The sequence below is a fragment of the Asticcacaulis excentricus genome (genome assembly GCF_003966695.1).
Lineage (GTDB): Bacteria > Pseudomonadota > Alphaproteobacteria > Caulobacterales > Caulobacteraceae > Asticcacaulis > Asticcacaulis excentricus_A.
This window is the reverse complement of the sequence record NZ_AP018827.1, coordinates 144,786-157,442: the sequence shown is the minus strand read 5'-3', so window position 1 is coordinate 157,442 and position 12,657 is coordinate 144,786. Positions and strand designations below refer to the sequence as shown.

Here is a 12,657-nt window from a genome sequence, read left to right as displayed (position 1 = left end):
TCTTAATCTAAAGACCATTGGGACCCTGTCTTCCATTTCCTTTTTTTCAGTAGAACTTACACTCCTTATCCATCTCGAAATAGCATCTCTGACGATGATTTTATCTTGAGGATCAATTGGAAATTCCTTCCTCAATTCCGGCGTGCTGATCAAGGACGCAGATATTAAGAAAATTAATGGAAATGTGAACATGATTCACCTCTGCCTAGTGCAATGAACTGTAAACGATTTATCTACCGCTATAACTGTCCATCCAAAAAATTCAGCATTTTTACGATCTCCACTTGATAGTGGTGACGGAGGATTGTTGTTCGGGTGAGAGTGAGTATACACCCAATTCGAGAAATTTGATCGCACTGCGGCAACTGGAGCGCCAGACGGGCTTCGTACAGCTGAGTTCGATATTTTCCTTCGGTCGCCGCTCGTGAATAACGGTCCGATTAAGCCTGTATCTGCGTCTGTTATGAAGCCATACTCAACAATGCCTCCCCAGTTTTCAAGCGAGGCCTTCATCATTTCCCGAACCCGCTGTCTGTAGCTAGGCGATCCCAGCGCCTTATTGCCTGCAGTACTCGCTTCACAGGTCTCTCCAACTAATGGGTCAATTGGGAGGATGTCGACATCATATTCGCAGAAAGCGGGAATTTTTGCACACAGTGGACCGAGGTCGTTCGAAAGAAGGTCGCGACCTCGTTGGCCCACCACGGTAACGTCAGTCGCGCACACTCCATCGCTGCCTCTTGTTTCACCTGGCGCACAGTCATCCTGCTTTTCCTCCTCTTGAAGTCCCCACGGGTCTGTATAATTGACCGGGTCCGACCCGACATAGTTATACCAGTTCAGGCCCGCGCCGTAGCCGATGGGATCGGTCTGCATGAAGCGCCCAATGATCGGATTGTACATCCGCGCCTTGTAGTAATACATGCCGATCTCCGGCAGGTAGGCCTGACCCGTATAGCTGAACCTCCCGGCATAGGTCTCATTGCTGGCATAGCGGATGCCGTACTCGTCATAGACCGTCGCGTAGGTGTTCCCAGAACTGTCCGTCGTGGCGATGATGCTGCCCTGATTGTCCGCGTGGAAGAACCGCTTGTCGCTGGTGCTGCTCCCTTCGAACCAGATCAGCGGCTCATCCATCCCCGGACCATGCACATAACGCCGCAGAAGCTGGTTTGAACCATTGTACTCGGCAATGATGTCCGCCCCGTCGTACAGGAACTTCGTCGTGTCGTACTTGCTGATGCTATGCAGGCGGTTCTCAGCATCATAGGTCAGGTGGCTCATCACCCCCGACTGCGTCGCCGATGTCATCAGGTTGTTGGTATTGTAGGTAAAGGTACTGGCACCATCGCTGGTGAAGTTGCCGCGCAGATCATAGCTCATATTCGCGCTGTTGACCGTGGCAATCCGGTTTAGCCCGTCTATGCCATAGGTGATCAGCACCGTCCCCGGATTATAGTTGAACGCCCCGTTCGAGTTTGTTCTTGAGGCGATCTGATCGGCGTCATTATAGCCCAGGCTCACCGTATTGCTGCCGAACCCGACGCTGTTCAGGCGGAACGACCCGTCGAACCCATAGCTCGTTGTCTGGCCATTGCTGCGGTTCAACTGCGTCCGGCGACCGAGATTGTCATAGACGAAGTTCAGCCATGCGCCGCCCGCATTTATATCGGTCAGTTCGTCGCCGTCATTGTAGCTGTAATTGACCTCGAAGCCGCCCGGATAGGTCATCTTCGTGCGACGCCCGAAGCCGTCATGGTCGTAGGTCACCGTCCCCAGTGGCTGGGCGTCCGTCTTCAGCCATCCCAGTGAATTATAGCTATAGTTCGAGGTGAGGCTATTGGCCGTATGCGAGGTGATCTGATTGAAGTTGTTATAGGTGAAGGTTTCAGAGACCGCATTGTCCTTGTAGCTCAGTCGCCCCAGACCGTCGTAGTGGAAGCCGATCACCTGACCGTCGCGCAGGCGCACAGACCCGACGCGCGCACCGGAATAGTCGATCTGCTCATAGTCGCCGCTGTTTGTGCTCGCCCCGTTCGAGGCCGTCGGATAGGAGGTGCGGACCTGACGGTTGAAGTTATCATACTGAAAGGCCGTGCGGTTGCCCTTGGCATCGGTCACATAGTCCAGCGTGCCATTGGCGTTGTAGAAGCGAGAGACTTCGTTGCGTTGCTGAAAACGAGGCTGAGCGGCCGTCCGGCATCGCTCGTCGCGGGCAGGACCGGCCGCTGCATCAACCGCAGGGCCACAGGGGTCGCGTGCAGCATCAGCACCACAGCGGCAAAACCCATCAAGGCCCGACGCGCCAGACACAGGCTGAGGAGCAGCCCCGCCACGGCCAGTCCCACAAGCTGCAACCGGAAGGGTACGATCATATCGCCGGGCCAATGCGGCCACAGCGAAATCAGGCCGGTCAACAGCCCCGCACTCAGCCCCAGCCCGACCAGAAAGCGCATATTGCGCCGAATAATATCGGCCCCACTCAACTCTAAATGACGGGCCATCTGCTCTCCTCGCCGGACCACTGGGACACCAGCTCGGCATAAACCTCTATCGCCCCGCAGGCGGCTGCGCCAACCGCCGGTGCAACACGGCGCGCCACCGCCTGCGCGCAGCGATAGGCGGCCTGGGCCTCGCCGGCGGTCACGTCATAGCGCGGCACATTGATGATGGCTGTGCGGCCCGGATTGCCATTGAGCCCGGCGATATATTGCGTGATCGGCATATAGCCTTTTGCGCTCAGGGCCTGCTGGCGGTAGGTCGTGGCCTTTACCGGATCGGCAGGTGTGCCCTGTAGCCCGTACTGATAGACCAGAGAGGTTGAAAACTGCGCACGGGCGTCGCCGCTGGCGGCTTTGGTTTCCAGTTCAGCCACCGACACGCTCAAAGCGTCGCGCAGCAGCGTTATGCCGCCCGAAGCGCTGGCTACGGGCATTGAAGCGCACCCGGACAGGGCGACACACGCACTGATTGCAACGATCAAAAGCACCCGACGCATATCATCCCCCCTGAATGGGTTGATATTACCCGTTTCAAGCCCATTTGTCACCCACGTCGCGCGCCGCGATTCGTTCCGCACGAAACCATCTGTACGACCTCTGTGCCACGCCTTTGCGAAAATGTCGCACAATCCTGCAACAGTGCTGGACAAACGCCGCCCTTCGCGCAAAAGAGGGGCGAACCTCCACCGCCCATAAAGCCAGATATTTAAGAGGCGACATCCATGACCTTCGTCGAATCCGATACGCTGAAGCGCGTAAAGCCCTCCCCCACCCTCGCCGTGACCGCCAAGGCGCGCGAACTGGCCCGTCAAGGCAAGAAGGTCATCTCGTTGGGTGCGGGTGAACCGGACTTCGACACGCCGGAAAATATCTGCGACGCCGCCATCAAGGCGATCAAGCGCGGCGAAACCCGCTATACCGACGTCGATGGCATCCCGGAGCTGAAGGCCGCCATCGTCGAGAAGTTCAAGCGCGAAAACGGCCTGGAGTACAAGACGACGCAGGTGTCGGTGTCGCCGGGCGGTAAGCCGGTCATCTATAACGCCCTGATGGCTTCGGTGAATGTCGGTGACGAAGTGATCATCCCGGCCCCCTACTGGGTGTCCTATCCGGACATGGTGCTGCTGGCCGGCGGAACGCCGGTGTTCGCCGTCGGTGACATGTCCACGGGCTTCAAGCTGAAGCCGGAAACGCTGGAAGCCGCCATCACGCCCAAGACCAAGTGGCTGATCCTCAACTCGCCGTCCAACCCGTCGGGCGCCGCCTATACTGAGGCCGAGCTGAAGGCGCTGGGTGAGGTGCTGAAACGTCATCCGCAGGTGTGGATCCTGACCGACGACATGTACGAGCACCTGACCTTTGATGGCTTCAAATACACCACCATCGCGCAGGTCTGCCCGGAGCTTTATGACCGCACCCTGACCATGAACGGCGTGTCGAAGGCCTATTCGATGACCGGCTGGCGCATCGGCTATGCGGCCGGGCCTGAGCCGCTGATCAAGGCGATGTCCAAGATCATCTCGCAATCGACCTCCAATCCCTGCTCGATCGCGCAGTGGGCCGCCGTCGAAGCGCTCAACGGGCCGCAGGACTTCATCCCGGAACGCGCCGCCGTGTTCCAGAAGCGCCGCGATCTGGTCGTCGCCGGTCTCAATGCCTGCGAAGGCATCCACTGCCCGACGCCGGAAGGCGCGTTTTATGTCTATCCGTCGATCGAAGGCCTGATCGGCAAGACCGCCCCGTCGGGCAAGGTCATCCAGACCGACGAGGACTTCGCTTCGGAACTGCTGCAACAGGAAACTGTCGCCGTGGTGCACGGCGCGGCCTTCGGCCTGTCGCCCTTCTTCCGAATCTCCTACGCGACGTCGGAAGCGGTGCTGACCGAGGCCTGCGAGCGCATCCAGCGCTTCTGCGCCTCGCTGAAGTAAGGGTTCACTCCCAAGCCCCCTCTCCCTTGAGGGAGAGGGTTGGGGTGAGGGGGTAATCGAGAGACGTGTTCCAAACAGAGGCTCCCCCCCCTCACCCGCCCCTGCGGGCCACCCTCTCCCTCAAGGGAGAGGAGCGTGAGTATGTGGCTTCTCTCCCCCCTCGCCTGTCTGAGCATTGTTGCCATCGCCGCCGTGCTGGCCGCACTTTTGGCGCAACTGGCCATTCGCGGCGGGCCCGTCGATATTCCGCGCGACCGCGGCGCGCACAAGGCGCCTACGCCCACCAGCGGCGGGCTGGCGGTTATGGCCGCCAGCGGGCTGGCCATCGCTTTTGGCGTGATGAAACTTTCCGTCCCTGGGCCGCAGACCGGCCTGTGGCTGTTCGGCTTTGCGGCTCTGGCCGGACTGTCCGGGGCGATTGACGATGTGCTGGACCTGCCCGCCAAGGCACGGCTGCTGTTTCAGATCATCCTCTGCGCCGGTTTTGCCAACCACTATCCGGTGCATGAACTGATTCTGGCCCCCGGCCTGACTCTGGCCGTGCCGTTTCCGCTGGGGGTTCTGGCCGCAACGGCGTGGCTGGTGCTGGGGCTGAATGCCATCAATTTCATGGACGGGTCGAACGGTCTGGCTATCGGGACGCAGGCCGTGTGCCTGCTGATCTATGCCGGGTTCGTGCTGGCCTTCGGCTCGCAGCCCGTGTCGATGCTGGGCGGTGTGCTGCTGGTGTTTCTGGCCACCGGCGGGGCCTTTGCCGGGCTGTTGCCGTTCAACCTGCCACTCAATCGCGTGTTTCAGGGCGACGCCGGGTCGCTGTTCGGCGGGGCTCTGGTCACCGGCGGGGCGCTGGTCCTCAGCACGCATGAGATCGCCTCGATCTGGCTGGGCGGCTTCCTGCTGGCCCCGCTGCTGGTCGATGTGCTGCTGACGCTCCTCTGGCGCGCGCAGCGTAACCGTAACCTGTTTGAGGCGCATAAGGATCACCTCTATCAGCAATGGCTGATCCACCGTGACCCGGATCATGGACGTCTGGCGCTAAAAATCTGGGGGCTGTGTGCCCTGTCGTGCGCCATTGGCACAGGGGCGCGCCTGATCGGCATAACCACCGGCGTCGAACTGCGCTTTGCCGCCCTGTGCCTTGTGGTCGCTGCCCTGTGCTACGGCTGGTTCCGGGTTCGTAAAACGCTCACAGCGTGAGCCCGAAGAACAGATCGTCCTCGACCGTGCCGTCGGGCAGGTGGACGCGCCCTTTCAATCGCCCTTCCCGCACAAAGCCCAGACTTTCATAGAGGGTAATACCACGCGCATTGCCTTCGCGGCACAAAAGCTCGATGCGCCGGATGTGCGTTTGCTGACGGCTATGGGCGATCAGCGCCTCAAACAGGCGACGCCCAACCCCCTGCCCCTGAGTTGCGGGCGACACGGCCACGGTCAGGTCGCTGAGGACGTGCGCAAACTGCTTCGGCATCGGCGCATAGGCGTGGATTTCCCCGACGCAGCGCCCGTCACTTTCGGCGATCAGACACACCCCGCGCTTCAAGGCCGCCGTCAGGTTGCCGGTAATATAGTCCGGCGTGATTTCGGCTTCGGTACGCGCCAGCCCGCCGCTGAGGCGCGCGACCTCACGATACAGCGTCAGAATGGCGTCGGCATCGGCGGCGGTGGCCGGTCGGATCTCAGTCGTCATCTTCGCCCAAAGGTTTCTGGCGGCCGGACTTGATGCCCGACCGGATGGATTTGGCCACCAGACGCCGGCGCACCGCCCCTTGGGTCGGCTTGGTCTTGATGCGCGGTGGCGGGGGTGGCGCGGCTGCGCGTTGCAGCAGCTCGACAAAGCGTTCGCGCGCCGCCTTGCGGTTCATATCCTGGGTGCGGTGGGTCTGCACGAACAGGACCAGCACGCCGTCCTGCGTCACGCGCCGCCCGCCCAGAACGATCAGGCGCTGCTTGACCTCATAGGGGATCGTCTGGTTTTCCCAGATCGAAAAGCGCAGTTCAACGGCGGTCGAGACCTTATTGACATTCTGCCCGCCCGCGCCGGACGCGCGCACAAAGCTCTCGCTTAGTTCGGCCTCATCGACGGAGATTTTGGGCGTAATGAAGATCATACACGCCGCTTACAGCAGTTGGGCTGGAAGATCAAAACCTGTCAGCTTGAAACCATTCTTTGGGATTCCAGTTCGCTGACCGCCCACCGATATTCTCACACGAATATCCGGGGTCGTTGGTTTGCACCAGTGCGATGAGCCGCCGGCTGAAAAGCAAATGATTGCGGGACGAGCGTTCAATTACATCCAGTATGCCGGAAGCGAAATAAGCATCTTCATTCACGATCTGATCGAAGGCTTCAAACGCTAAAACGGACTTGCCCGACTCACTAAAGGGATAGGTGCAGAAAGCGTCGTCCAATGCATCAAGATTACCGCTCCACTCATCGTAGCCGAACTGTTCAGACCAGTTCAGAATATCAGAGAGTTGCGCGCAGAAAGCCTTTATCCCACTATGGCAATCGACATAGCCTACCTCATAACCCGCGGTCTTCAGATCGGTTTGTGTATCGACAAAATAGGTCAGATTCTTGAACAGGTTGACGGCCCCATTCTGAAGAAGGGGCCAGTCAACGCCATTTAGATTAAGGGCATCCGAAAACACCCGCGTCAATCTTCCAGCGAGGCCGAGATCATCCACAGGTGCTTTTCGTGGCTGCCGAGGCGCACGGTCAGGAGGTCCACCGTGGGGTCGTCGCTGGCCTCTTCGGCAACCTTCAGCGCGTTTTTCAGCGTGGCGATCAGGGTCTTGTGCCCGTCGGCCAGCTCTTTCAGCATCTCATTGGCCGATTTGGTGGCATCGCCTTCCTTGATCGAAGACAGGTTGCCAAAGGCCGCGCCCGACATGGGGGCCAGTTCGCCCAGGGCGCGGATGCGCTCGGCGATTTCGTCCAGCGCCGTCCACATCTCGGTGTACTGGGCCATGAACATGGCGTGCAGGCTGTTGAACTGCGGCCCGCGCACATTCCAGTGATAGCCGTGCGTCTTCAGATAGAGATTATAGCTGTCGGCCAGCACCTTCGACAGTTCGAGGCAGACGGGGGTGTCAGGCGTTTCGGCGGCTTTTGGCATAATGATTACCCTTATAAACTTATGGTCTCAGCGATATGCGCACCTCCCTGTAAAGTTTCAATGATCCTTAACCGACAATTCCGGTTTTCACGGATTTTGTGAAATCACAGGGCTCAGGCACCCCACACCGATACAATATGTGATGGTTTTTTTACGGGGTGGCCTTGCAATGACCGGCCAAAGGCGTATTTTAATGCCACTTATGCTGAAATTGAGCATAAGGGTCACCGGAGCGGTCCGGCGGCGCGAGGAGACGAATAAAATGCTGCACAGCAAAAACCCGATCGTGGACGAAGCCCTTGGCGCGCTGGCCTTTACGCCCGACATCGAGGCGGAAACCGCAGAGATTTACGCGCGCCTCAAGGGCAAGGTATCGCCCATCGAATGGCAGATTCAGGCCCCGCTGATCGCGGCCATTAACCGCCTCAAGCGGGAGACAAACGCCGTCGTTCTGGCGCACAACTATATGACGCCCGACATCTTCCACGGCGTCGGCGACTATGTGGGCGACTCGCTCGGTCTGGCGCGCGAAGCCGCGAAGTCGGACGCGAAGATCATTGTGCAGGGCGGCGTGCACTTCATGGCCGAAACCTCGAAGATTCTGGCCCCGGAAAAGACCGTGCTGATCCCCGACCTGCGCGCCGGCTGTTCGCTGGCCTCCAGCCTGACGGGTGAACAATTGCGCCTGATCAAGCAGCGCTACCCCGGCCTGCCGGTCGTCTCCTACGTCAACACCACGGCCGATGTGAAGGCGGAAACCGACATCTGCTGCACATCGGCCAATGCGGTGCAGGTGGTCGAATGGGCGGCGAAAGAATGGGGCGTGGACCGCGTCATTCTGGTCCCCGATGAGTTCCTGGCGCGTAATGTGGCGCGTCAGACAAACATCGGCATCATCGCCTATAAGGGCGCGTGCGAAGTGCACGAACGCTTCAATGCGCAGGACATTGCCGATGTGCGTGCCGCCCACCCCGATGCGGTGGTGCTGGGCCACCCGGAATGTCCGCCGGACGTGATTGCCGCCTGTGACTTCACCGGCTCGACCACGGCCATGGCCGACTATGTGACGCAGAACAAGCCGAAGCAGGTGGTGCTGATCACCGAATGTTCGATGGCCGATAATGTCACGGCCGATGCGGGCGACGGCGTTGAGTTCCTGCGCCCGTGCAATCTGTGCCCGCACATGAAGCGCATCACGCTGGAAGGCATTTATGCCTCGCTGCTGACAATGACGCACGAAGTGACGGTGGACGCCGCCATTATCGACAAGGCGCGCCTGTCGGTGCAGCGCATGATCGACATGCCACCCACCACCACCCCGGCCCGCTACGACATGATCAGGGCCCGCCACCATGTGGATGTCGAGTTGATAAGTTAAGACAGTTCTCCCTTCCGTCGCGGACAAGGCCGCGACACCTTCCCCGTAAACGGGGAAGGATGAACGCGCACAACAGATGGGCGGGGGCGTTACATCAAGGCTCTGTGACGGAGCTACACCCCAACCCTCGCCCCGCACACGGGGAGAGGGGGTTTGAAAAGGCGCTGAAAATGCCTGACGTCTATCTCCATAACGGTCCGCTGATCATCGGTGCAGGGCTGGCCGGGCTATCGGTCGCGCTTAATGCCGCGCCGCAGCCGACTCTGGTGCTGGCCCCGGTTGAGCTGGGCGCCGCCTGTTCTTCGGCCTGGGCGCAGGGCGGTATCGCGGCGGCCCTGTCCCCGCAGGATTCCCCCGAAGCCCACGCGCAGGATACTCTGATCGCCGGGGCCGGCATCAATGACCCCGCCGCCACCCACGCCCTGACCGGCATGGGGCCGGACGTGGTGCGCCGCCTCAACGCCATCGGCGCGCCCTTTGACCACCACGCCGACGGGTCTTTCGTGCTCAACCGCGAAGCCGCGCACGGCCTTGCCCGCGTGGCGCGCGTCGGTGGCGATCTGGCCGGCAAGAAGATTTTGGAGGCCGTGGTCGCCGCCGCGAAGGCCGCGCCACATATCGACATCTGGGAAGGCGCGGTCGCCACCGGCCTGATCCGATCCGACGCTCAGACGGTCATCGGGGCCGTAGTCGAACGCGGCGGTCGCCCGATTGAGGTCTTTGCCCCCGTCGTGGTGCTGGCGTCGGGCGGATCGGGCGGCTTGTTTGCCGTGACCACCAACCCGGCCAATCTGCGCGGCGAAGGCATGGCGATGGCCGCTCTGGCCGGTGCCGAAATCGCCGATCCGGAATTCGTGCAGTTCCACCCGACGGCCATCAATATCGGGGCCGACCCCGCCCCTCTGGCGACCGAAGCCCTGCGTGGTGAAGGCGCGACCCTGATCACCAAATATGGTCACCGCTTTGCCTTTGACGATCACCCGGACGGCGAATTGGCCCCGCGTGACATTGTGGCGCGCGCCGTGCACCGCGCCAATACGACTCTGGGTGGGGCCTTTCTCGATTGCCGCGAAGCGATTGGCGCGCACTTCCCGCACGAATTTCCGACCGTCTTCGCCTCGTGCATGGCGGCGGGCATCGACCCGCGCACGACACCCATCCCGGTCGCCCCGGCGGCGCACTATCATATGGGCGGCATCCGTACCGATATCGATGGCCAGACCAGCCTAACGAACCTGTTTGCCGTCGGTGAATGCGCCTCGACCGGCGTGCACGGGGCCAACCGTCTGGCGTCCAACAGCCTGCTGGAGGCCGCGGCCTTCGGGGAGCGCGTCGGTCGTAAGGCCGCTGAGGTCGCAGTGCGTGGCGGGTTTGCGCCGGATACAGAGGGCGCGCTGCGCCCCCTGCCCGCGCCGCGCCTGACGCCTGAGGCGCTCAAAACCCTGCGCACCGCCATGCAGGCGCACGCCGCCGTCATCCGCGATGAAACAGGCCTTAAAACCCTGCTGGAAACGATCACGGGGCTGGAGGCCGCGTTCAAAGGTGCGTTACCTCTGGTCGCGGCGCGCCTGATCGCGCAATGCGCCTTGCAAAGGCGGGAGAGTCGCGGTTCTCATTACCGTCAGGACTACCCCGCAACAGCGACTGAGGGTCAACGCACCTTCGTCCGTTTGACAGAGGGTGGCCTGATACAGAGGCAAACGCAAAAGGAAGTGGCTTAAGATGTATATCACCGGACTGCCTGACCTGCTTATCGAACCCGTGGTCCGCGACGCCCTGCGCGAGGATCTGGGGCTGGCCGGTGACGTCACCGCCGACGCCGTCATCCTGCCGCGCGCCCGCTTCAAGGCGGAGTTCAAGGCCCGCGAAGCCGGCATCCTGTCCGGCATCGACTGTGCGCGTCTGGCCATGAGCCTGATGGACCCGCATATCCGCTTTGAGGTCGTCAAGCCCGACGCCGCCGAGGTGGTGGCCGGCGACGTGATTGCCCGCGTCGAAGGCAATGCGCGCGCCATTCTGGCGGCCGAGCGCGTGGCGCTGAACTTGTTGTCACACCTGTCGGGCGTGGCGACGCTGACGCACACCTATGTGCGGCTGGTCGAAGACCTGCCGACGCGCATCGCCTGCACGCGCAAGACCCTGCCCCTGCTGCGCGGCCTTCAGAAGCACGCCGTCAAGTGCGGCGGTGGCCACAACCACCGCTATGGCCTAGATGACGCCATCCTGATCAAGGACAACCATATCGCCATCTGCGGCGGCGTCGAAAAGGCGCTGGAGCTGGCCAAGGCCTCGGCCGGTCACACCATGAAAATCGAGGTCGAGGTCGATTCGCTGGCCCAACTCAAACAGGCCCTGCCGTTCCGGCCGGACGTGGTGATGCTCGACAACTTCAATCTGGAGGAACTGCGGGAGGCCGTAGCGCTGGTCAAGGGTGCGACTCTTCTCGAAGCCTCCGGCGGCGTCAATCTCGACACGGTGCGCGCCATTGCCGAAACCGGCGTGGACGTGATCAGCGTGGGCGCCCTCACCCACTCGGCTCCGGTGTTCGATATCGGGTTAGATGCCGTTTAATCCGGGTCTTTGCGCGGCGCAATGAGGCGCGCGGTGACCCACTGACTCAGCGGGCGATCGACGCACGCCTCAAACACGAAGGCCGCGGCGATCGCGGCGGCCACGCACAGGCCCCAGACGATCCAGTGCACCGGCTCGGACAGGGCGAAGCGGTGCATCAGCATCCCATCAACGCCCAGCGCGATGGCGCCTATGACCGTGTGGATTAGAAACAGGGCGTAGGACGCCCGGCCTAGCCGCTTGGTCAGGTGGCTTTCGTGGAAACGCACCCCCGCCGACAGGACCAGAACGGTGGCCAACGCGGCGAGGATCACCACATCCGACGCGCTATCGCGCGGCAGGCTGCCCAAAACGATGACTATAAACCCGCTGATCGCCATGCCTGCAAAATAGGCGCGCTGTGACACGCCGACCCCGGCGGTCAGACGCTCCAGCAGCGCCCCGATAAAGAACAAAGGCAGGGCCCGGATCAGTCCATACTGAAACGGCAGATCGACAAAGGCATGGCCGATCAGGGCCCCCAGAGCCAGCCCCAGCCCCAGAATGGCAACGATCCCCACCACAAGCGCGGCGCGGTTCCAGCGGTACACGCGACCGGCGCTCAGGCTGAACAGGCTGTAGCACACCACCAGCGCCGACAAGGTCCAGGTTGGGACGTTCCAACCCGGTATCTGACTGATCCCCCAGCCGTGCACCAGCATCAGTTGCTCGAAAAAGCCGGAGACGGTGTATTTTTCGGCGTGGCCCGGCGGATGGCCCTGAAGGGTCGCCAGCGTCACCACCGCCAGCAACAGCAGCAGCGCCACAATATGCGAGGGCCACAGGCGTAGGATACGTCGGCTGACGAAACTGAGCGGGCTGACGCGCTGTTCGGCCAGTCGCGGGCCGTAGGCGCGCATCAGGATAAAACCGGACAGCATCAGGAAGAAATCCGTGGCCAACCAGCCTTGCCACAGGACGGGGATCAAATCGCCCAGCGGGCGCGGGGCCGACTCGCCGAAATGGAACAGCAGGATAAACCCCGCCGCCAGAAAGCGCAGGACATCGAGACTGGCGCCCCCGGCTCTGGGGTGGGGGGCAAGGGGGCTAACGCTTACGCTCATCCGGCAGGGCTCATTCTTTATCCCACCAGATAAGGCAGGTAGGTTAACATATTGGGG

Annotated in this window: 13 protein-coding genes; 5 read left to right on the top strand and 8 right to left on the bottom strand. The window is 61.4% G+C overall.

The genetic code is table 11. The features are described from left to right. Positions 1-195: 195 nt before the first annotated feature. The 3 genes from EM6_RS00775 to EM6_RS00770 are packed head-to-tail and all read right to left on the bottom strand — an operon-like array spanning position 196 to position 2,935. Positions 196-2,121 (bottom strand): RHS repeat-associated core domain-containing protein, encoded by a 1,926-nt coding sequence (locus EM6_RS00775; RefSeq protein ID WP_172961097.1) that lies wholly within the window; start codon positions 2,119-2,121, stop codon positions 196-198. After that, on the bottom strand, positions 2,118-2,504 hold the full coding sequence (locus tag EM6_RS17260; RefSeq protein WP_172961096.1) for a hypothetical protein: 387 nt from the start codon (positions 2,502-2,504) through the stop codon (positions 2,118-2,120). Before EM6_RS17260 ends, EM6_RS00775 begins: the two co-directional genes overlap by 4 nt. Next, positions 2,489-2,935 carry a hypothetical protein gene (locus EM6_RS00770; protein WP_126419578.1) on the bottom strand — a complete coding sequence of 149 codons (447 nt, stop codon included), beginning with the start codon at positions 2,933-2,935 and terminating at the stop codon, positions 2,489-2,491. The genes EM6_RS17260 and EM6_RS00770 overlap by 16 nt, the downstream gene beginning before the upstream one ends. 288 nt (positions 2,936-3,223) lie before the next feature. On the opposite strand from EM6_RS00770, the gene EM6_RS00765 reads away from it, so the two are divergent. Further along, the gene (locus EM6_RS00765) at positions 3,224-4,429 is read left to right on the top strand and encodes a pyridoxal phosphate-dependent aminotransferase (protein ID WP_126419577.1); all 1,206 of its coding nucleotides are present in this window, start codon (positions 3,224-3,226) and stop codon (positions 4,427-4,429) included. A gap of 141 nt (positions 4,430-4,570) precedes the next feature. Continuing rightward, a complete protein-coding gene (locus EM6_RS00760; protein WP_126419576.1) occupies positions 4,571-5,626 on the top strand; it encodes a glycosyltransferase family 4 protein in 1,056 nt (351 codons plus the stop codon). On the opposite strand, the gene EM6_RS00755 is transcribed toward EM6_RS00760, so the two are convergent. Genes EM6_RS00755 through EM6_RS00740 form a run of 4 tightly spaced genes read right to left on the bottom strand, consistent with a single transcriptional unit; the run spans position 5,616 to position 7,548 of the window. After that, positions 5,616-6,116 carry a GNAT family N-acetyltransferase gene (locus tag EM6_RS00755; protein ID WP_126419575.1) on the bottom strand — a complete coding sequence of 167 codons (501 nt, stop codon included), beginning with the start codon at positions 6,114-6,116 and terminating at the stop codon, positions 5,616-5,618. The two genes, EM6_RS00760 and EM6_RS00755, sit on opposite strands and share 11 nt — an antisense overlap. Then, positions 6,106-6,537 carry an alternative ribosome rescue aminoacyl-tRNA hydrolase ArfB gene (arfB, locus tag EM6_RS00750; RefSeq protein WP_126419574.1) on the bottom strand — a complete coding sequence of 144 codons (432 nt, stop codon included), beginning with the start codon at positions 6,535-6,537 and terminating at the stop codon, positions 6,106-6,108. The genes EM6_RS00755 and arfB overlap by 11 nt, the downstream gene beginning before the upstream one ends. Positions 6,538-6,568: 31 nt before the next feature. Further along, positions 6,569-7,117, bottom strand: coding sequence for a hypothetical protein (locus EM6_RS00745; RefSeq protein WP_172961095.1), 549 nt, complete (start codon positions 7,115-7,117; stop codon positions 6,569-6,571). Beyond that, positions 7,087-7,548, bottom strand: coding sequence for a Dps family protein (locus EM6_RS00740; protein ID WP_126419573.1), 462 nt, complete (start codon positions 7,546-7,548; stop codon positions 7,087-7,089). Before EM6_RS00740 ends, EM6_RS00745 begins: the two co-directional genes overlap by 31 nt. 262 nt (positions 7,549-7,810) lie before the next feature. Between EM6_RS00740 and nadA the strand changes: the two genes are divergently transcribed. The 3 genes from nadA to nadC all read left to right on the top strand — a co-directional run bounded on the left by nadA (position 7,811) and on the right by nadC (position 11,497). Then, positions 7,811-8,926: a quinolinate synthase NadA gene (nadA, locus tag EM6_RS00735; RefSeq protein WP_126419572.1), complete on the top strand. Its 1,116-nt coding sequence runs from the start codon at positions 7,811-7,813 to the stop codon at positions 8,924-8,926. 170 nt (positions 8,927-9,096) lie between these two features. Continuing rightward, positions 9,097-10,647: an L-aspartate oxidase gene (locus EM6_RS00730; RefSeq protein ID WP_126419571.1), complete on the top strand. Its 1,551-nt coding sequence runs from the start codon at positions 9,097-9,099 to the stop codon at positions 10,645-10,647. 1 nt (position 10,648) lies between these two features. Beyond that, positions 10,649-11,497, top strand: a complete 849-nt coding sequence (gene nadC, locus EM6_RS00725) for a carboxylating nicotinate-nucleotide diphosphorylase (RefSeq protein WP_126419570.1) — start codon at positions 10,649-10,651, stop codon at positions 11,495-11,497. On the opposite strand, the gene EM6_RS00720 is transcribed toward nadC, so the two are convergent. Further along, positions 11,494-12,600: an acyltransferase family protein gene (locus tag EM6_RS00720; RefSeq protein ID WP_126419569.1), complete on the bottom strand. Its 1,107-nt coding sequence runs from the start codon at positions 12,598-12,600 to the stop codon at positions 11,494-11,496. The two genes, nadC and EM6_RS00720, sit on opposite strands and share 4 nt — an antisense overlap. Positions 12,601-12,657 lie beyond the last annotated feature (57 nt).

Coding starts and splice junctions, on each gene's coding strand:
- EM6_RS17260 (WP_172961096.1), bottom strand. CDS start 2,504: ATGGCCCGTCATTTAGAGTTGAGTGGGGCCGATATTATTCGGCGCAAT.
- EM6_RS00770 (WP_126419578.1), bottom strand. CDS start 2,935: ATGCCCGTAGCCAGCGCTTCGGGCGGCATAACGCTGCTGCGCGACGCT.
- EM6_RS00765 (WP_126419577.1), top strand. CDS start 3,224: ATGACCTTCGTCGAATCCGATACGCTGAAGCGCGTAAAGCCCTCCCCC.
- EM6_RS00760 (WP_126419576.1), top strand. CDS start 4,571: ATGTGGCTTCTCTCCCCCCTCGCCTGTCTGAGCATTGTTGCCATCGCC.
- EM6_RS00755 (WP_126419575.1), bottom strand. CDS start 6,116: ATGACGACTGAGATCCGACCGGCCACCGCCGCCGATGCCGACGCCATT.
- arfB (WP_126419574.1), bottom strand. CDS start 6,537: ATGATCTTCATTACGCCCAAAATCTCCGTCGATGAGGCCGAACTAAGC.
- EM6_RS00740 (WP_126419573.1), bottom strand. CDS start 7,548: ATGCCAAAAGCCGCCGAAACGCCTGACACCCCCGTCTGCCTCGAACTG.
- nadA (WP_126419572.1), top strand. CDS start 7,811: ATGCTGCACAGCAAAAACCCGATCGTGGACGAAGCCCTTGGCGCGCTG.
- EM6_RS00730 (WP_126419571.1), top strand. CDS start 9,097: ATGCCTGACGTCTATCTCCATAACGGTCCGCTGATCATCGGTGCAGGG.
- nadC (WP_126419570.1), top strand. CDS start 10,649: ATGTATATCACCGGACTGCCTGACCTGCTTATCGAACCCGTGGTCCGC.
- EM6_RS00720 (WP_126419569.1), bottom strand. CDS start 12,600: ATGAGCGTAAGCGTTAGCCCCCTTGCCCCCCACCCCAGAGCCGGGGGC.